The sequence below is a fragment of the Bacillus sp. GW823-FHT06A11 genome (genome assembly GCF_058795355.1).
Genome location: NZ_JBXAHS010000001.1, coordinates 102,108 through 123,236 on the forward strand (window position 1 = coordinate 102,108; position 21,129 = coordinate 123,236).

General features: G+C 34.4%; 10 protein-coding genes. All 10 read right to left on the bottom strand.

Annotation, left to right across the window (positions count from 1 at the left end; all coding sequences use genetic code 11):
- Positions 1-40: 40 nt before the first annotated feature.
- Positions 41-6,511, bottom strand: coding sequence for a non-ribosomal peptide synthetase (locus AC1Q8L_RS00375; RefSeq protein WP_098311982.1), 6,471 nt, complete (start codon positions 6,509-6,511; stop codon positions 41-43).
- Between the two features lie 2 nt (positions 6,512-6,513).
- Complete coding sequence (locus AC1Q8L_RS00380) at positions 6,514-11,070, bottom strand: non-ribosomal peptide synthetase (RefSeq protein WP_098311981.1); 4,557 nt, start codon at positions 11,068-11,070, stop codon at positions 6,514-6,516.
- Between the two features lie 13 nt (positions 11,071-11,083).
- Positions 11,084-12,337, bottom strand: a complete 1,254-nt coding sequence (locus AC1Q8L_RS00385; RefSeq protein WP_000858616.1) for an MFS transporter — start codon at positions 12,335-12,337, stop codon at positions 11,084-11,086.
- Between the two features lie 1,064 nt (positions 12,338-13,401).
- Entirely contained in the window at positions 13,402-13,992 is a 591-nt protein-coding gene (locus tag AC1Q8L_RS00390) for an SGNH/GDSL hydrolase family protein (RefSeq protein ID WP_000265878.1), read from the bottom strand.
- 202 nt (positions 13,993-14,194) lie between these two features.
- Positions 14,195-15,343 (bottom strand): acyltransferase family protein, encoded by a 1,149-nt coding sequence (locus AC1Q8L_RS00395; RefSeq protein ID WP_025118541.1) that lies wholly within the window; start codon positions 15,341-15,343, stop codon positions 14,195-14,197.
- Positions 15,344-15,530: 187 nt separating this feature from the next.
- Positions 15,531-16,844, bottom strand: coding sequence for a D-alanyl-D-alanine carboxypeptidase family protein (locus AC1Q8L_RS00400; protein ID WP_000677652.1), 1,314 nt, complete (start codon positions 16,842-16,844; stop codon positions 15,531-15,533).
- A gap of 472 nt (positions 16,845-17,316) precedes the next feature.
- Positions 17,317-17,976 (bottom strand): CatB-related O-acetyltransferase, encoded by a 660-nt coding sequence (locus AC1Q8L_RS00405; RefSeq protein ID WP_000876940.1) that lies wholly within the window; start codon positions 17,974-17,976, stop codon positions 17,317-17,319.
- A 252-nt stretch (positions 17,977-18,228) separates the two neighbouring features.
- Positions 18,229-18,987 (bottom strand): TSUP family transporter, encoded by a 759-nt coding sequence (locus AC1Q8L_RS00410; protein WP_000347984.1) that lies wholly within the window; start codon positions 18,985-18,987, stop codon positions 18,229-18,231.
- A 67-nt stretch (positions 18,988-19,054) separates the two neighbouring features.
- The gene (locus AC1Q8L_RS00415; protein WP_001032616.1) at positions 19,055-20,305 is read right to left on the bottom strand and encodes a hypothetical protein; all 1,251 of its coding nucleotides are present in this window, start codon (positions 20,303-20,305) and stop codon (positions 19,055-19,057) included.
- Between the two features lie 525 nt (positions 20,306-20,830).
- Complete coding sequence (locus tag AC1Q8L_RS00420) at positions 20,831-21,109, bottom strand: AbrB/MazE/SpoVT family DNA-binding domain-containing protein (protein WP_000842216.1); 279 nt, start codon at positions 21,107-21,109, stop codon at positions 20,831-20,833.
- Between the last annotated feature and the right edge of the window lie 20 nt (positions 21,110-21,129).

Sequence of the window (21,129 nt, forward strand, 5' to 3'; positions counted from 1 at the left end):
TCAGGAGAAAGTGAACTCAGCTTTGCAAGTAAATCACTTCTCATTTTTTTACCCCTTCCTCAATCAAATTACTCTCGAATATCCCTTGTGCTTCTTCCTCTGATAGCTCCTCTAATTGCTTAAGTAGTTCCAGTAATTCTTCATCATTACTCACTTCTGCTTCTTTTTGAATATAGTCTTGAAGACTTACATTCTCTTTACTATCATTCTGCATTTCTTGATTTTTGTTATAGAGCAATTGATCAATCTGTTCTGCCAATTGCTGCACCGTATGAAACATAAATAAATCATGCAATGGTATCTCGATTCCAAAAGCCTCTTTAAGATTGGAAACAGCTTGCGTAGCAAGTAATGAATGTCCACCAATTTCAAAAAACGAATCCTGAATTCCGATGTTTTCCATACCTAAAACTTCATGCCATATCGAAACAATTGTTTTTTCCGTAGACGTACGAGGAGCAATATAACCACTTGCTATCTCCTGTCTCTCTGGTGCTGGTAAGGCCTTCCTATCAATTTTCCCATTAGGAGTGAGTGGAAATGCATTTAATCCAACAAAATAGGCTGGAATCATATAATTTGGTAGTTGATCCTTGAGATAATCACGCCACTTTTGAGCATCCCCGTCTCCTACAACATAGGCGATCAAACGTGGATCGCCAGGATAATCTTCCCGCACCATCACAATAGCTTCGCTAACTAATGTATGCTTTTGTAATACCGCCTCGATTTCTCCTAGTTCAATCCGGAATCCACGAATTTTCACCTGATGATCAATTCTTCCAACATACTCCAAATTTCCATCCGGCAAATACCTTACTAGATCTCCAGTCCGGTATACTCGCTCGTCTTCTTTAAACGGATGCGGTATAAATCGATTTTTCGTTAAGTCAGGGCGTTTTAAATATCCACGTGCTAACCCTGATCCACCAATGTATAGCTCACCAACTACACCAATTGGAACCATTTTTTGTTCAGCACTCAATACATATACTTCTGTATTGAAGATTGGTTTACCGATTGGTGGTACCCTATGCATGACACCCTTTTCTAATTCCATATACGTGGAATACGTAGTATCTTCAGACGGTCCATATAAGTTGAACACCTTCTCAATCGTACTTCTCTCGTATAAATCTTGAACAAGCGGATATGGTAACGGTTCTCCAGCCAAATTTATTACCTTTACTGAAGAAGGAATTGTTTTTGCTCGAACCAGTTCCTTTGCTGCCGATGGCACAGTATTAACCAAAGTCACACCTTTGGTAGACAACTTGTCTAGATGTAGAGCATTTTCAGCGACAATCACCTTACCACCCATCGTTAAGGGAACAAATACTTCAAAAACGGATAAATCAAAAGATAGTGAAGTTGAAGCTAATACTCCCGCTAATTCCTTTCGAGAATACGTGTGATACGCCCAATGAATCATTGTTACTGTATTCCTGTGCTCAATCATTACTCCCTTTGGATTTCCAGTGGAACCTGAAGTATAGATAATATAGGCTAAGTTATCGCCCGTCACTTCACTCGTGCATACCGTAGTAACTTCCTGTTCTATTTCTGCTCGATTACGATCAATACAAATGACGTTGACGAATGTAGGTATAACCATTTTTTGTTGTAACTTTTCCTGTGTCACCAGTACCTTTATTTGAGCATCTTCTAAAATGTACTGCAGTCGACTTTCCGGATACGCTGGATCAATTGGGACATATGCTCCTCCCGCCTTCATAATTCCTAAGAGACCGACAATCATCTCGGATGAACGTGTAACGCAAATCCCAACTAATGATTCGCATGTTACACCATTTTTTTGTAAATAATGTGCCAACTGATTTGAGCGTTCGTCCAACTCTCGATATGTTAGTTCTTCATCTTCGCACACTACTGCAATTGCTTCTGGTGTTTTTTCCACTTGTTCTTCAAACATTGTATGAATCGTACTATCTTCTATATCTATAACGGCTGATTCATTCCATTCCTCTAGTAGTTGCTTATATTCTACTTTCGATAACATATTCAGTTCTGATAGTATACATTTTGGATGAGAGACAATTTGATTTAACCAATGTTTAAAATGACTTGCCATACGTTCAATGGTTGTATCATTAAACAAATCAGTATTATATTCAAAGGTTAGTGATAATCCTTCTTCCGTCTCAGAAGCAAATAAACTCAAATCAAATTTGGCAACAGAAGCATGGCTTTTCATGAGTTCCATTTGTCTTTCAGATAGCTGAAGAAATTCTTGTTTCGTATTCTGTAAAGTAAACATAGTTTGGAATATTGGTGAATGACTTGTATTCCGTTCAGGTTTTACGGATTCTACCACTTTCTCAAATGGGATGTCCTGATACTCGAATGCTTTTAGCGCTTTTTTTCTTACCTGCGACAATAGTTCTTGGAACGTCGGATTTCCACTGAAATCAGCTCGATAAACTAACGTATTTGCAAAGAATCCTATTAATCCCTCAATCTCTTTCACATTTCGATTAGCGATTGGGCTTCCAACTATAATGTCGTCCTGTCCTGTATAACGAGAAAGGAAGCTTTGATACGCTGCCATCAATGTCATAAATAAAGTGCATCCTTCTTGCAAACTTAAATCTTTGAGCTTTTCCTGTAAGGAATTCGCCACTATTAAGGACTGACTTGCACCACGATGGGTTTGAACTGCAGGTCGAGGACGATCCATCGGTAATTGTAAAACCGGTAGTTCCCCAGATAATTCTTCCTTCCAATATTGAAGATGCTGATTCAAACTCTCCTCTTTTTGCCATTCCTTCTGCCACATGACAAAATCTGCATATTGGATAGATAACTCCTTCAATTCCACTGGTTTTCCGGTTAGTGCTCCTTCATAAAAAGCCATCCATTCTTCAAGTAAGATTCCCATTGACCATCCATCTGAAATAATATGATGCATCGTACAAATGAGAACCCATTCTTCCCTGTCCACTTTTAATATTCGTGTTCGAATCAGAGGACCTTGTCCAAAATGAAATGGTTCCTCCGCCTCGTTTTGAATAAGGCGTTTCATTTCTCTTTCCCTATCTTCCAAAGAAAGATCTGTTAGATTCGTTTGAGGAATATGCCTGAACACATGAGATTGAACCTGTTGAAAAGGTTCACCCTCTTGTTCTAGAATTGTCGTCCTTAATGATTCATGACGCTCCAACAATTGATTCCATCCGACCTCCAATGCTTCAATTGACCATTTACCTGTTAAGCGACACGCTGCATGAATATTGTACATAGCACTATTTGGCATTAATTGATCAATAAACCATAGACGTTTCTGCGCATAGGAAAGTGGGATAACTTCTTCTCGTTTCATAGGTACAAGAGGAGCAACCTTTCGTTTTTTATCTTCCTTTCGTAACTGATCCACTCGTTTCGCCAATGCTTCCACTGTATCGTGCTTGAAAAGTTCACGTAATGGAATTTTAATTTGGAACAGTTCTTGCAATCGAGAGACGATTTGAGTAGCAAGTAGTGAGTGCCCACCACGTTCAAAGAAGGAATCCTGAATGCCAATATTTTCTGTTCCTAACACTTGACTCCAAACCGAGGCAATAAGCTCTTCCGATGGCGTCCGAGGTAGCACATTTAAATCTTCAATAGCTTGCTCATCAGGTGCTGGCAAGGCCTTTCGGTCAATTTTCCCATTCGGAGTAAGCGGGAAATGTTCTAACTCTATAAAGTGCGCTGGAATCATATGATTCGGTAATTGGTTTTGTAAATACTCTCTCCACTCTTCGGTATTTCCATCGCTTATTACATATGCAACCAATCGTTGATCACCTGGACGATCTTCTCTAACTAATACGACAGCCTCTTTAATAAACGAACATTTTTCTAAAGTTGCTTCAATTTCTCCTAGTTCAATCCTAAAACCACGCATTTTGACTTGATGATCCATTCTACCTATAAATTCTATATTTCCATCATTTAGATATCTTACTGAATCTCCTGTTCGATATAGTCGTTCCCCCAATTGAAATGGGTGCGAAATGAATTTTTCAGCAGTAAGATTCTGACGATTTAAGTATCCACGCGCTAAACCAACACCACCAATATATAACTCACCTTCAGTTCCTATTGATTGCAAGCGTTGATTTTGGTCTAATACATATAATTGCGTGTTCTGTATTGGCTTCCCAATAGAAACAAATTCTTGATTAGGCTGAATATCAAATGCATTCACATAAATAGTGGCTTCAGTTGGCCCATAAAAGTTGGTTAATTTCACTTGTCCACTATAATCCCATTTCTGTTGAAAACGTCTAACTAACCCTGAACTTAGTTCTTCTCCACCAGAAAATACATGGCGTACGGACGAACAATTCATGTTCAATTCAATATGATTGAAGTAATCTAAGAAAACAGATAACATCGAAGGTACAAATTGAACTATAGTAACCTGATGTTGTTTAATCACTTCAGCTATAATAGAAGGATCTTTTTCTCCACCTGGAGGTAGGAAAGATACACTTGCACCAACGTGAATGCCCCAAAACAATTCCCAAACAGAGACATCAAATGAGAATGGCGTTTTCTGCAAGACCACATCTTTTTCAGAAAGCGGATATTTATGTTGCATCCATTCTAGATAATTAATTACTGAATGATGCTCAATCATTACTCCCTTTGGATTCCCTGTAGATCCTGAAGTATACATAACATACGCTAAATTTTCTCCTGTTACACCACTTATACATGGGGTTGTTTCTTCTTTTTCAATTGCAGTGTAATCTTTATTCATACAAATCGTTTCTATATTTTCAGATACAAACAAATTTTTAGAATTCTCTTCCATCACTAGTACTTCGATTCCAGCATCCTCTAATATATATCGAAGTCGACTCTCTGGATAAGTAGGGTCAAGTGGAACATACGCTGCTCCTGATTTTAGAATACCTAATAACGCTATCATCATTTGTAATGAACGTTCCATATATACCCCAACTAGAGACTCTGGGCCTACACCATGCTTTTGTAAATAATGAGCTAACTGATTTGCACGCTTCTCCAACTCTTTATAGGTAATTTGTTCATTTTCGTAACTAGCCGCGATTGCTTCCGGTGTTTTTTTTACTTGCTCCTCAAACATCGTATGAATCATGCCTTCAGCCGAATAATTAACTTGAGTATGATTCCATTCCTCTAGTAACTGTATTTGTTCTTCTTCTGTTAAATGAGTAATTTCAAATAGTTTTGAATCTAGGCTCTTCGTCATCTGAATTAATATTTGCAATAAGTGATTCTGAATCCGATTTATTGCTTCTTCATTAAAATAGCTTCGATCATACATCAACTTTAAAGTAATTTTCTTACCGGGCATTACAATGAGTGTTAAAGGATAATTTGTTTGTTCCGTGCTTTTAACATCTAGTAATCTTAAATCATCATTTCTCTCACCTTGAATTGGATAATTTTCAAACACATACAAGGTATGAAATAAGGAGCAATTTCGCGGAACCTCACTCCAGCCTTGAATATCTATCAACGAATTATACTCATACTGTCTTCGTTCCATTTCTTTCATTTGTATTTTACGAAGCCAATCTACTACTGATGTATTATCCGTTAATCGAATTCTGGTAGGTAATGTGTTAATAAATAGCCCCACCATATTCTCTGCTCCTATTAAATCAGTAGGACGTCCAGCGCTAGTTACGCCAAATACGACGTCACTGTCACCGCTATACCTACTCATCAAATAAGCCCATGCACCTTGTACTAACGTATTCAACGTTAATCGACTATTTCGTACCCACTCTTGTAAACTCTCAGTAAGTTCCTCAGATACTTGATAAGCACATTCTCCATAACCCTTCTCTTGTCCTTGATCCTTTCTTTCCATTGCTAATGGAGTAGGTGCATAGAACCCTTTTAATTCTTCTTTCCAAAATTCCTCTGCTTGACTTTGATCTTGTTTATTTATCCATTGAATATATTTTTTATAAGGAAGAGATTTAGGAAGATTCAACAATTCTCCCTTTATCATCTTGAGATAAACTTCCATCACTTCACTAAAGACCAATGACACACTCCATCCGTCTAGCAAAATATGATGATGTGTCCAGATAATTCTCGTTTCCTCTTTTGCTTCTTTAATCGCAGTGACTCTCATCAATGGTGCTTCATCCAATAAAAATCCTTTTCTACGATCTACATTCAAAAACTGTTGTAATTTCTTCGCCCTTTCCTCATGTGGATGGGTGCTCCAATCCTCTTGATGAATAGTAAAAGGAAGACGTTCGTAAACTGCTTGTAGAGGTTTTTCTACTTCTTCCCAAACAAATACTGAGCGCAGAACCTCATGTCGTTGAATAACATATTCCCAAGCTTTTTCAAAAGTAGCAACATCCAATTGCCCCCCGAGCAAGAAACCTACTTGTACAATATAGGAAAAAGAATGTTCATCATCTTGATCGTATAAAGTATGAAACAGTATTCCTTTTTGCAAAGGTGATAAACCATATATATCAATAACGTCTCCCATTTTTACACCCTCTTCTTTGTTAATTTAAGTAATACTTTGCTCAAGCTTTCTTCCGTAAGATCCTCTGCATCAGCAAAATCTGATACCGTAAAAGCAGACTCTGTTGTTGGTTTATTTATAAGTTGACGGAGATGCCTTAACATACCATCTGCTATCAATTGAATTTTCAATTTAGAAAACTGTTCTCTACTATACATCCAAACAAAATGTAACTTTTCATCTTTCACCATTCCGATAACATCAATTAGATGAGATGGTTTGGAATCTGGAGCATGATCTAAAAATGTAAATCCTGTCTCTTGCATAAACAAAGAGTCCCTTGAAAACACCTGATCAAATTGGCCCAAATAGTTAAAGCTTATTGAAGGCTTTTGCTGATAAAACGGAAGTAATCCTTTATTCAAGTAACGTAAAATACCATAGTCAACTCCGCGATTTGGAATTCGACGTAATTGTTCTTTGACAGCCTTTAACCCTTCAATAGGTGTTTGAGTTCCTTGAAAATTGAGATGAACGGGATAAATACTCGTGAACCAGCCCACTGTCCTTGATGAATCAATACCTTCAATCATCTCTTCTCTTCCGTGTCCTTCTAGATGAATAGAAACGGTTTGCTGATTTGTACAATCGACGATAGCTTGTCCTAATGCCGTTAATAGTACCTCATCAATCCTTGTCTTATGAGTGACTAGAACTTCGTGTAACAATGTTTGTGTTTCTTCTATTCCTAAAGTCCTCGTCACTTGATCAATCGATTCTTCTGTTGTTTCTTGTATTGGATAGTCCATTGGAATTTTCATCGTTTCTTTTTCTACTTGTTCATTCCAATAATTTTGTACTTCTTTTGAAATACCCGAATCACTGTATGTCTGGAGTCGTTCAGACCACTCTTTAAAAGATGTACTTTTCGCAGGTAAGCGAACTTCTTGACCTTGTTTCATCTGGTTATATACCACCTGTAAATCTTCCAATAGAATCCTCCATGACACTCCATCTACTACTAAATGATGAATCACCCAGAATATTCGATCATTTCTAGTCAAGTTATCTTCAAAGTACACTACTCTCATTAACGGACCATTAACTAAATTGAAACTAGCTTGATTAATGTTCATCTCTTCTTGTATTATTTTATTCCACTCTTTTTCATTAACTTGATTACGTTTTACAACATGGAGTACTGACAGCTCATCAGTCCCTTCATTTCTCTGCCTCCACGTTCCGTTTGGTAACTGTTCGTACCGGAAACGTAAAGCATCATGATGTTTCAGTAAATTTAATATCGCTCCCTCTAGTAATTTCACATTCAATCTTTCTTTTACTCTTAAAAGCATTGATTGATTCCAATGCTCTGTATGTGGATGTTCTTGCTCGAAGAACCAGCACTGAATTGGAGTAAGAGGCACATCACCTATCACAATTCCCTGCTCCGCTTGTACTCCCTGCGTTTCTATAGCCACTTGTGCCAGCTCAGCGATAGTTGGGCATTCAAACATTTGCTTTGGAGTAAGTTTTAACCCCACTTGACTTGCTTGAGATATGATTTGAATACTGAGAATCGAGTCGCCACCAATTTCAAAGAAATTATCATAGATTCCCACCTTTTTAACACCTAATACTCGCTTCCAAATGGTAGTCAGTATCTGTTCGTTACTATTCCGAGGGCCAACACATTCACTATTAATCTGCTTTTCCTCTGGCATAGGTAAGGCCTCACGATCAACTTTACCGTTAGCTGTAAGTGGAATAGCTTCCATCGCCACAAATCCCGAAGGAACCATATAACTTGGTAGTTTCGCTTTAAGATACTCTCTCCACGCATCTACATTTCCATCTCCTACAACATATGCTATTAATCTTTTATCGCCCGGCTGATCTTCTCTTACAATTACAACTGCCTCTTTTACATATGCATATGTATGTAAAGTAGACTCAATTTCCCCAATCTCAATTCGGAAACCACGTATTTTAACCTGATGATCAATTCTTCCACGATAATCTAGATTCCCATCTGGCAAATACCTCGCTAAGTCTCCTGTCCGGTATAATCTTGCTTTCAGATCACTACTAAATGGATGAGATATAAAACGCTCTGCTGTTAATTCAGGTCTATTTAAATACCCACGTGCAAGCCCTGCCCCGCCAATATAAAGTTCACCATCGACACCTATAGGAACAGGTTGTTGATAAGCGTCTAGTATATACACTTCTAAATCGGGAATCCGCTTTCCAATATTACTTCTTGAAGCATGCTGCACATCATCTAGAGTAATTGGATAATATGTAACATGAACTGTAGTTTCTGTAATTCCATACATATTAATTAACTGTGGGTTTTTCTCCCCATACCTTTGAAACCACGGTAACAAGCTAGTAGGTTCTAACGCTTCTCCGCCAAATATCACATAACGCAGCTGCAAATTTTTATTCTTATCTTCTTGTTCACACACTCGTATTAATTGTCGAAATGCGGAGGGTGTCTGATTTAGAACTGTGACTTCTTCCTCCACCAATAATTGATAAAAATCCTTAGGTGATCGACTAATCCAGTACGGAACAACAACTAATTTTCCACCATATAATAATGCTCCCAAAATTTCCCATACTGAGAAATCAAATGCATACGAATGAAAAAGCGTCCAAGTATCTTTTTCATTAAACTGATACCAACAATCCGTCGATTTAAATAACCGAATGACATTGTGATGCTCTATCATAACGCCCTTTGGATTTCCCGTTGATCCCGAAGTATAGATTACATATGCCAGATTTTGGGGACCGACACTAGAAACCGGCAAAGTCTTACTTTCTTTCCCAATCTCATCTTGATCACGATCCAGGCAAATCGACTCAACATTTTCTGGTAACCAGTTCAATTCTTTTAAACTTTCTTGCGTTACGAATAACTGAATGCTAGCATCTTCTAAAATATATTGAAGTCGTTGCTCTGGATATGTTGGATCAAGTGGGACATAAGCCCCACCAGCCTTCAAAATCCCTAAAATACCTACAATCATCTCGTGGGAACGTTCAACGCACAGTCCAACTAAAGTATCAGGTCCTACTCCTTTTTTCTGCAGATAATGAGCTAACTGGTTTGCACGTTCATTAAGCTCCTTATAAGTAATTTTTTCTTTTTCATACGTAACTGCAATAGCATTTGGATAAATCATCGCTTGCCGTTCGAACATTTCATGAATAGTTACTTGAGGCGGGACATCCAGTTTAGGATTGTTGAACTCAACTAAACTTTTTCTTTTATCTTCCTCAGAAATGATTTCTATTTCAGCCACCTTCTGCTTTTGGTTTTCAAAAGTGTTTTCCATTATCGCTAACATCACGTTAAAAAACTGTTTTATCTCTTCCTTAGAAAATAGCTCCTCACGATAATCAATATGTACATGTAAAGAGTCTATATCAATTAGATTTTCAATATGCACTGCAAAATCTTGTACTTCTTCACGGTTTGGAATCCATAGTGAGTCACCACTTTCATCACGATCCCTATAATCAATCGTAGTTCCGAAAAGTCTCACATTACTGTTATTCTCTTTATTAATCCGCTTTAATAACAAATCAAATGGATATTTCTGATGTCTTAATGATTTACTTTGTTTTCTGGACACCCTACTAATAAATGAAAGTACTTCTTCTTCTGGATCAATATCCATTCTTAAAGGAACTGTACTCACCATCATTCCAATCAATTTTCGTTCCATTTTAGTCATACGGTTGCCGTAAGCCATTCCTAAACCAATATTAAGCGATGAGGTCCACCGATACATGGACAACGAGAAAGCAGCAACAAAAAGGGTGTATAAACTAAATTTGGAATCTTCAGAAAATTTTTCTATCTTTCTCTTCAAATGCTCCGTTAATATAAACGTCTCACGTGATGCTTTGGTACTAACTTGGTACGTATTATAAGGCTTCAATCCAGTCGCAGATGGCAGTGTTTTAAATTCCTCTAACCAGAATTTTTGATCTTTTTGAAAGCGACTACTATTCAAGTATGTTTGTTCATTGGTCAGAAATTGAACATATGAATTTTTAATTTCGCCTTCTTCATTCTCGTTATGCATGTCATAATAATATTTTGCAATCTGCTCAGTAAATATTTGAATTGATAAACCATCCATAATAATATGATGAACATTTCCAAAGACTGCACATTCATTATCGTTTAATTTTATTAAAGCGAAATAGTATAAATTTGAATTAAATAATGTAAACGTTTCTTTTGTTTTCTGCTCAATCCATTCCTCAAGTAAATTTGTATTCTCCACATTACTGAAATCAAAAAACTCAAATTCTTGTTCTTCATGTTTAATAAAATATTGTTTCGGTTCCTGATGCCCATTTTCTTTTAACCTAATGCACAGACCGTCATTTTCACTGATAACGCGATTCACAACTTGGTTTAATTTTGAATAATTCATTTTTCGATGAAGTTTAAATAAAAATCTTAAATTACATATTCCTTTATCAGAATGAATAACTTCTGTATACCATATTCTTCGCTGCGGATGGCTTAATGGATAACATTCCTCATTGGTCATAAAAATCTTCCCTTCAAAAATTATTTGCTCTTATAGGTTCGTGTTTATGTTTACCCCATAAATATTTCTGCATTGAAACTCCAATTACTCCAATAATAACAAGCCCAATCCCTCCATAAACATAGAGTTGAGTTACTCCAAACAAATGCACTAATGGGCCACTCATAGCAGGAGAAATAATTAAAACTGCGTTTGTTAAACTACTTTGAATACCAAATACTCTTCCTACTTGATCTTGATCGGATTCTATTTGTAATATGACTTGATTAGATACAAGCATCAGCCCACTTCCGATACCAGCGATAAAACTAATTAAATAGGCTAAAACGAAGACCGTACCGGGCGTTATCAAACCAATCCCCCCAAAACCAATTCCCATTAAAACCATACCTCCACATACTACCCAGCCATATTGAAATTGTTTTAATTTCTGAGTTAGTAATGCACCAAGTATCCCGCCAAGACCAATAATAGAAATGATATATCCCATTTTACTTTTATCATGTGGGAATAGGCTCTTAAATAAAGTTGGGAATTGTGAGTCTACTAATTGTAATACTGCCATGGCTATTGTAACGAAAATCATGGTTGATAATATTATCCGATTAGATAACACATAACCCCACCCTTGTACCCAAGCGGTCCAAGTACTTTGTTTTTGCTTTTCAACAAATTCTTTCGATATAGTTTCTTTAAATTTTATTGTGGGTATGAGAACTAAGGTAGCTAATAAACAACTTATAGCTCTTATAATGAGGCAGAACTCTGGTTGAAACCAGCTCAGCAACATACCCCCTATAAGTGGGCCTACTATTTTGGTACCCTGCTCTACTATTCCGTTGATACTTACTGCTTTAGTAAGCAAATCCGGGGATACAATCTGTCTTGTTAGTGTTTGCTGTGCAGGATAATAGAAAACAATAAAAATGGAACGAATCATTAATGCCACTAAGAGCCAGTGGATATCTTGTACAAATAAAAGAGCAATCGTTATTAGACCAACCATTAGATTACAGAACATCATAATTGGAATTTTTCTAAAACGATCTGCAATAACACCTGCCCATGAGCCAAAAATAATTCCTGGAAGTGCATATGCAACAGGAATCAATCCAATCATAGTAGGATCTACTTCCCATTCAAACCCAACTATAGTCATAATCGCTAACATATCAATAAAAACACCAAGCATAAGCAATGAATAGGCAGAGAAAACTTGTAAATATACCCTATTTCCTAATAGGCCTTTTGAATCGGTAGTTTTCATAAAAGCAAGCTCCTTAGGTTACTAATATAAACGCTTTTGCGTATAAGGTACCTCTTTATTAAACCAAATTAATCATTATTGACATCTCACCTAAAATTTAACTTCGTCAAAACTTAAACTATTATTTTTTATATCTTTAAAATAGTCAGATAAAATAAAGCGTACCCATTTCTTCATTTTTATATCAACTGTTACAAAATATATCTTTCCCTTACACTAATAACAGCTAAACGTTGCCTTAATATAACCCTTTACAGTCGTTTGCACATTCAATTCACATCCTTTTTAAAGTTGGCTTTTTTCTATCTCAAATACTATCACACAAATATTTCACCTACTATATTCATAAAGTTGAAATATTTGAATCAGAAAATTCGGATAAAAAAACCAAATCCAAAAATCATACCAAACAATTATTTAGTTATATTGCCATTTTATAGATGGCTTTAGCCATAAGGATATCAAAAATTAAGTTTTTTAATTTTATTAACATAATAGTTTAAAGAGGCTATAAATCCTACTAAACAAAAAGATAAATATACAATAAAGTATATTTATCTTTTCTTATCCTACATATTTTCTATGCAAATTAATTCCAATAACTAAAATTGATAATAAAAATATAATACTACCAATTACTAATGTACTCATAACAGAATTGAATAATATAGTATTAATACTTCTGCACCTACTACCTATTTTATTTATTGGATATTTATACTTCAAAAAAATTACACATTATTCACAATTAGGATACATACCCAAAATATGATTTGAATATGTTATTATATTTTAAGATAATATAAAATCAGTTTTTCTATAAGAGAACTTAATTTTTATGTAGTACGAAATTGTTAGTAATACAGTATATATTTTAATTTAGTTATAAAAACGTTTAAAGATCACCTATTTCCATAAGTGATCTTTCTTTGTGATTCTACATTTATGCACTACTGTAGAAATATATCGTAGATACGCTTTGTTTGCTAAATGTTTAGTTCTTTCCATTTACTAAAAAACATAGCTTAATACAATTAATACCATATTCGTTACATTGCAAACTATTATTTTGTCTTCTGTACAGGCAAACTACTAAAAATTAATTCAGCAACTTTTACATATCCTTTTGAGTTTGGATGAATTAAATCCTTAGACCAAAGCGTATTGTCATTAACTAAATGATGATTCCAAAAATCAACATGATGAAGCTTATACTCTCTGCTCAATGAACGTATAACTTCATTTGCCTCTAATAATTGTTCTTTTATTACTTGTTTTTTTTCAAAAGCAAAAGGAAGCCTAACTGTAAAATCCGGAAGGTTTGCTATAATAATATCAGCCCCTGCTTTACTTAATGTATCTACCATAAATTCCATATCGTTCTTATATGCATCATGATTCCAACGTCCTTTTAAAACATCGTTTGCCCCTGCAATGAGACTAACCAAATCTGGATTAAAAGTTAGCGCCTTTTCCAATTGCTGCGAGCGAATTTCTTCAGTTACTAACCCACGCTTTGCAAAATTGGCATATTCTATATCGTTTTCACACAGTTGAACAAAATGATCTACCCAGCTTTTTAATGCAATTCCCTCAACTTCATCCCCTATCCCCTCTGTAAAACTATCGCCAATTGCTACAAATCGCTTCCACATATGTATTCCCCCTTTATTATTAACCATATCTATACTATACAATAGCTCACACCGTAATTGTTATTTCTAAGTGGTTTTCGATTTCAATTATATTCCACTTTACTATATTTACATTTAGAATCTAAAATTGACCGATTCCTAAGTATACTTAGGAATCGGTCATATTCATATATTTACTAAAGAAATACAATCTATCTAGGAATTATACTTTTTTCAAAAAATTTGTTGTTCTTTGTTTTGCCCAGTTGATACATTTCTTTTCGATTAAATGATATGAAACTATAGAAAAAAGTAGTGTCATTGCAATGCACAAAGTAAGAAGGAAAAAGATAGGTATCTTTGTATACAAAAGTTTAAATAGTACCATCATGATTGGAAAATGACATAAATAGATACTGTATGAAATTTCTCCTAAATATACAAATACACTCTTATTTAAAAATGCTTTTACTTTTAGGTTACTCATAGCCATTATAATAAATATACTAACCCCCATTACGACACCCCAATCTTTTATTAAGAAAGTTGTATCATTACGGGAAAAACCATAAATTAAAATGGAATATAAATATAGAATAACCCCTAATGTAATAAGAAATCCTTTTTTAAATTTTTTCATATTCCTATATGAGTAGATAAGTTTTTCCTGATACTTAAAAAGTAACATTCCAACCATAAACATAGATGTAAAATGCAGTGTATCAGCATAACCATTATAAAACCCTTCAGCTTTCCCAATATGCAACATATTAAGAACAACACTAATTAATGAAAAGCTCAAAGCAAATAGTATCGTTTTCTTCCAATTCAGTTTATAAAAAAGAAGGAATAACAAAGGAAACACAATAGATATACGCATTTCTTGAGCCAATGACCAAATAACTGGATTATAATTTTCCGTAAAAAAGTTATTAAGAAGTACAAAGTGGTTTAGAATATCTAATTTTGTTATAGACCCTTGCCACCTATCATAGAACCAATCCCGTAATCCTACCACTTCATACGACGAAAATAAAATAAATAAAACAAAGGTAACGATTATCCAAAAATAATAAGGAATATAGATTCTTACAAATCTCTTAATTAAATATCCCCAATAATTTGTTTTTGAATGATAAAGTGCCATAGATAACACAAAACCACTTAGTACATAAAAAACGATAACAGCTTCCCCACCCGCCCATAAAAACCTAAGCGGGGAAAATTTAATAGAATTAGGCAACGATGGTAGCATTAAACAAAAATGTCCAAATACCACAGTAAGTGCCGCTAACCCTCGTATGGAATCTAATTCTTTTATTCTGTTACTCATAAAATGTTCTCCTTGTAAATTGTAAATTTTGCTGTTCATAAAGGCCACTATAAGAATGTAGTGGGAGAATTGTACATATTCTTTCTTTAAATTCCTAATATAAGCAGTACAAAGTTAATTTGACCTCCATTTCTTTATATACATAATTTAAAACAAAATATTTAATACAAAGAAAAGATTTTATTAAATTTTTATAAAGTGAAACATTTAGTTGTATCCTATAAAATTAGCTTTTTACTATATCAATCGCACTATCCCACATACCACTAAAAAAAGATCCTGTTTTACGTATAAAACGTGTAAACCAATTTGCTTGTTCCACATCAGATTTTGTTACAAGGTCTATTTGTAATGATTTACCTGATAAGAACCCAGGATCTGTATTATCTTTAGGCGAGATAATCATTTTGCTAATTGTTACACCTTTTTTAATAGGCGCTTCTTGTTCTTTATTCAATACTTTAAATTCTTTTTTATAAATGTCTTTATTGCCCTTCGGCATTGGAAGTGAAACAGCTTGCTTCGTTTGAACTACTACATCTTTGTCTTTTGCATTTGCCACTCGAACTGTTTCATATCCTTTTATTACTGAATCTTTTCCGTAGACATTCTTCACTTCAAAATTCGCAAATCCATAATCGTATAATTTCTTTGTTTCATCAAAACGTGCCGTATGAGATTTTGCTTTTATCACTACAGAAATTAGGCGCATACCATTTCTTTCTACTGTACCAGTGAAACAATCTCCCGCTTCTGGAGTCGTTCCTGTTTTCAAACCATCTACACCTTCATATTGCTTAATTAAACCTTTTAACATCCAGTTAAAGTTCGCCATATCAATTGGATATTTACCACCCTCTTGGAATGTTTTTTTAGGAATTTTTGCTGTATTTAATATTTGGGGGAAATCTTGAATAAGACGTTGTGCTAAAATTGCACAATCCCTTGCAGACATTTTATTTTTCTCGTCTAGAGTTGTCCCTTCTAGGTGATATCCTTTTAAATCTTGATTTGTTAAGCCTGTAGAGTTTACAAATTTATAATCTTTCATTCCAAACTCTTTCGACTTATCGTTCATCATTTTTACAAAATTAACTTCTTTACCAGCAATCTGTTCAACTAAAGCAATTGTTGCACCATTTGCAGAGTAAATTGCCATTGCCTCATATAACTCTTTTACCGTATAAGAGCCACCATTTTCTAATGGAACGTTTGATAATGAACGATCTTGCGAAATCTTATGTGCATATTCAGAGATTTTAACTTTTTGATCCCATTTAAGTTTTCCTTTATCCACCGCTTCATGAACTAAGTATTCGCTCATCATTTTTGTCATACTAGCAATTGCCAATGATTCATCTACATTTTTTTCATATAAAATTTTTCCGGAATTTGCTTCTATTAAAATTGCTGATCCCGCTTCAACGTCTATAGCAGAAACTGTTTCCGCTGCTGCTCTTCCAAATGTAACGAACATGCTAAAAAATAGTGTAAGCACTGTTACTATTGCAATAAATCTCTTGCAAAACATACCTTTCACTTCTGTTACCTCCAATATCTTTGTACTCAAAAAAGCGTTATTCTAACATAATCTCAAAAAAACAGACAGTGTTCTCAAATTGTATATACATATAAGACATTAGAATCGCTTTCATATAGACCATCTCACCCGACACTTTTAGATGCCCTGATACTTTGTATTCCCACACATATCCCTATTTTTAATCCCCTTATATTTTTCAAAATGATTCGCACTTTCATATTTTTTAGGATTACAATTAATAGACAATCTAGATATTACATTTGTTCCATATTTACAAAAAATAAAGTGAAACTTTAATCAGTGGGGGTCTTACTGCCCGTTAATGCTTTATTAGCTATCAAGGATTTTAATTATTCAATTCAGCTATTTGCTAGACTTATATTAGAGATGAATTTTCTTTAGTCTAAACTATTAGTTTTTTGTAATAAAAAAACTACACCCTATACTGGATGTAGTTTTTCTAACTGATTTATTTATTTTTCACTTTATTTTTATAAAAAGCAAATAATGGTTCGATGGATGGACTAGATAACAGCGGAATTGCCTTCTCAATCAATTTCCTATCCCAATCAAACCAACGCATTTCCATTAACATATTTATTTCTGTATCAGTAAATCGTTTCTTTATTTCCTTAGCAGGATTTCCACCAACTATTGTATACGGCGGAACATCTTTACTTACGACAGATCCCGCAGCAACAATTGCCCCTTCACCAATAGTAACGCCAGGCATTATTATAGCATTCATTCCAATCCAAGCATCACTTTTTATGACTGTATCGCCCTTAGGTTCATATGATTGTTCAATTTGCTCAGCAAATGGATATACTGTAATCCATTCTGAGTGATGATTATGGTTACCACCCATTAAAATGACTACTCCACTTGCAATGCAAACATAATTCCCAATAATGAGTTTATCAAGATGCCATCCCATCTGTTCAATTGGATTGAAAAGTGCTTGAGACTTAGCATCCCCCCACAAATACCTTACACAGCCATCTTCAAAATTTTGATGACTATAATAGCCTGAATAATAGGAGTACTCTCCCACTTCAATGAGTGGATTTGTTACTATATCTTTTATATACTGTGTTTCTGACCAATGATTAAATAATGGATACTTCATAACTTTATTCCTCGCTTCTAAGTATTATATATTTTGCTATTTACTTAGAAGCTTACTACGACAGCTACATTTTTTAGCTTTCTCAAACGACGAATCATTATCTTCAAGCCTTTCTTTTATACTAAAAAAAGCATAACGCAATACATTACACTAGTCAAATTGTGTAATTTTGAACACATCTTAAACAGCGTAATACTGCAATAAGAACATGAAAACACTCTAACTTTGATCCAAATAATATTTTGATTACATTTAGTTCATATTTTGTAAAAAAATTTTAATTGCCATGACAAAGCAAACAATAACCACTATTGGTCGTATTAACGACGTCCCTTTTGTAAGCACCATCTTCGCTCCAATATATGATCCTATAATTTGACCAAGCATCATAATCAACCCAATTGTCCAATCGATTTGGCCAAAAATAATAAAATATAACAAAGCGGCGAAATTACTTGTAAAATTCAAGATCTTAGCATTTGCAGTTGCTCTTGTAGCACTATATCCACATAAAAGAATGAATGCTAAAGCAATTAAACTACCTGTTCCTGGGCCGAAGAAGCCATCATAAAATCCAAGGAATGGAGCCACTGTTAACGCAAACAACAACATACTTATTTTTCTCGGTCGATCTTCGTTTGCTATATTTGGAGATAATAGAAAATAAAGACCAATAATAATAAGTAAAAAAGGTAATATCATGATTAGATATTCTGCCCGTATCTGTAAAACAAGCCATCCACCGAAAACGGATCCCAAAAAGGTCATTAAGATGGACAAACGCATATCTTTGAGATTAATTTCTTTCTTCTTAATAAAAATCATTGTTGCCATGAGGGTTCCGCTACTCCCTTGTAGTTTATTAGTTGCTATCGCTACAGAAGGAGACATACCTACTAATAACATTATCGGGATAGTTATCATACCACCGCCTCCAGCAATCGTATCTATCCATCCTGCTAATACAGCTACTAAAAATAGTAGTATGAGTAATTCAATAGTAAAATCCATACAAAGAATATGGGAAGGCTTGAGCTATTATACCCCAAACCTCCCCATCTTCCCTCCTCTCTTTAAACTAGTTAATTAAATCTTTAAAGTAACTTTCTTTCTGATCACGTAATCGGCTGGAAACGTATTGCCTGCAAACAATTCTTCTTCCGTATTTATTATTTCCAATCGGGATTTTATATTCTTCCTCAGATAACCTTTCTCTACCATGAGTTACATTTGTTTGTTTACCATAGTATGAATTTGGTATAAGTAATAAATCTTCAGATGTAAGTGGAACCTTATAAGTAGGCGTTGTTCGTAAGAGTTCTAAAAACATGTCAAATTTCAATTTTTCTTCTTCACTTTCTCCCACATAAATCAATCTATTTTCTGCTCCATTTAAACAAGTTGCAATAATATCGCCATTATCATCCAAAAATATAATTTGGTTTATTTCCCCTACAAATCCAGATATTTCACCATCAGCCATTCCTGCGATATGAGCAATAGGCATTTTACTTATCGCCAATATGTCATCTTTACTGAAGTGATTTTCTTCAAGATGCTTTTGAAGTAATTTTGGCGTTCCAATATGAGTTTGAGTTTTTAAATTTAACACTCCTTTTAATAAAAGAGCATCAACTCTAGTAAATTTGCCACAAGTAATTTCAGACACTATTCGTTCCACGGATTTATTAAGTCTATTTGATACAATTTCTAAATTCGTATTGAATGTTTTCAATCTTGCTTCAATATCTGATTGGTCTTTCATATCTGTATACACTGTGGCATCGTTATGTTGATAAAAGTTCCCACCACCGGTGCTTGCACCGACATTTCGCAAAACTTCATCGTTGTTCAAAGGGGAAATGAGGTGAAATCTATTTTTCCCTGCATGTTCGGATGGGTGAATTAAAGCATCATAATTAAAAAGTGTGGCGAAAAGCCATGTGACCCATTCTGCATAAAAATATTTTTTCATTCTATCGTCTTCGTCTTCACCATAATTAAAACCTTTGCGATTCTCCCCAGGTAATAGTGTTTCCATAGGATCACATGGAATATTTTTAATAAGAGTAGGTGGTACGTTCCCACCACAATTCGCTACTTTTATCATATGTAGTAGTTTTTTCATGTCTGAATTCGAAGTTTTCTTTAAATAATCAATCAAACAATTAAGCCACTCTCTTGAAAAGCTTGCAGCTATTTCTTGATCACAAGTATAAGGATTATGAGTTTTTAATTCATGGTCTATTAGATTCTTCATTTTATCCTTCAATAGATTCGGAATAGTAATTTCTTCAATTTCTGTAATCTGCAGTGTTCCTTTATTCATTATAAAACCTCCGTTGTTTTATTTTTTCACACCATATCTTCTATTAAATGAACTACCTACTTCTTTTTTGCTCCTTTGCTTTTCTTCAAAGCTATTAGAACTACCAATTTACAGATAAAAAACGTGGAGTATAAGAGATTTCTTCTTAGTCACATTTCCCCCACGAATCTCCGTTAAATTGGCAAATTTAATTTGAAAATCTGATTCATTTTCATACTTTACTTTCAAACTATGTTTATATGATTTTCAATTCAAGTAAGAGTATTTCATTTTCTAAAGTTTTCCTGAGTTTAAAATCAGAATTTTCAAGATAAATATATTAACACTAAAAATATAACACGAAACCAAAAAATGTAAATAAATAGTTTTTTTATAAAAAATAGTCAGACTATTTATAAGGTAATTCGTATTTCATTGAACCAACTACGGCCTCTCAATTTTATTGATAACAATAAAAAGGTCCCCTAAATGGTGATAGAGGACCTTTTTCCAAGTATATTCTATTTTAAATTTCTTACTTACCTTTTATTTTAAAAGATATTGCTGTAACTTCTTTATTAACAGTTCCATCCCGTTTGGACTTACAATAATCTTCCCATTCGCTAACGAAATATTGCTGTCTGAAATATCCCCTGTAAGTGCACAAGCTCTTGGTGATTGATATTTTCGTAAAATAATCTGGTCCTCTTCTATAAACATTTCAAGAGAATCTTTTTCTACAATTCCTAAACTCCGTCTTATTTCCATTGGAATAACAATACGCCCCATGCTATCTGCTTTACGAGTAATTCCTCTTGATTTCATAAAATGCCACCCTTTATATT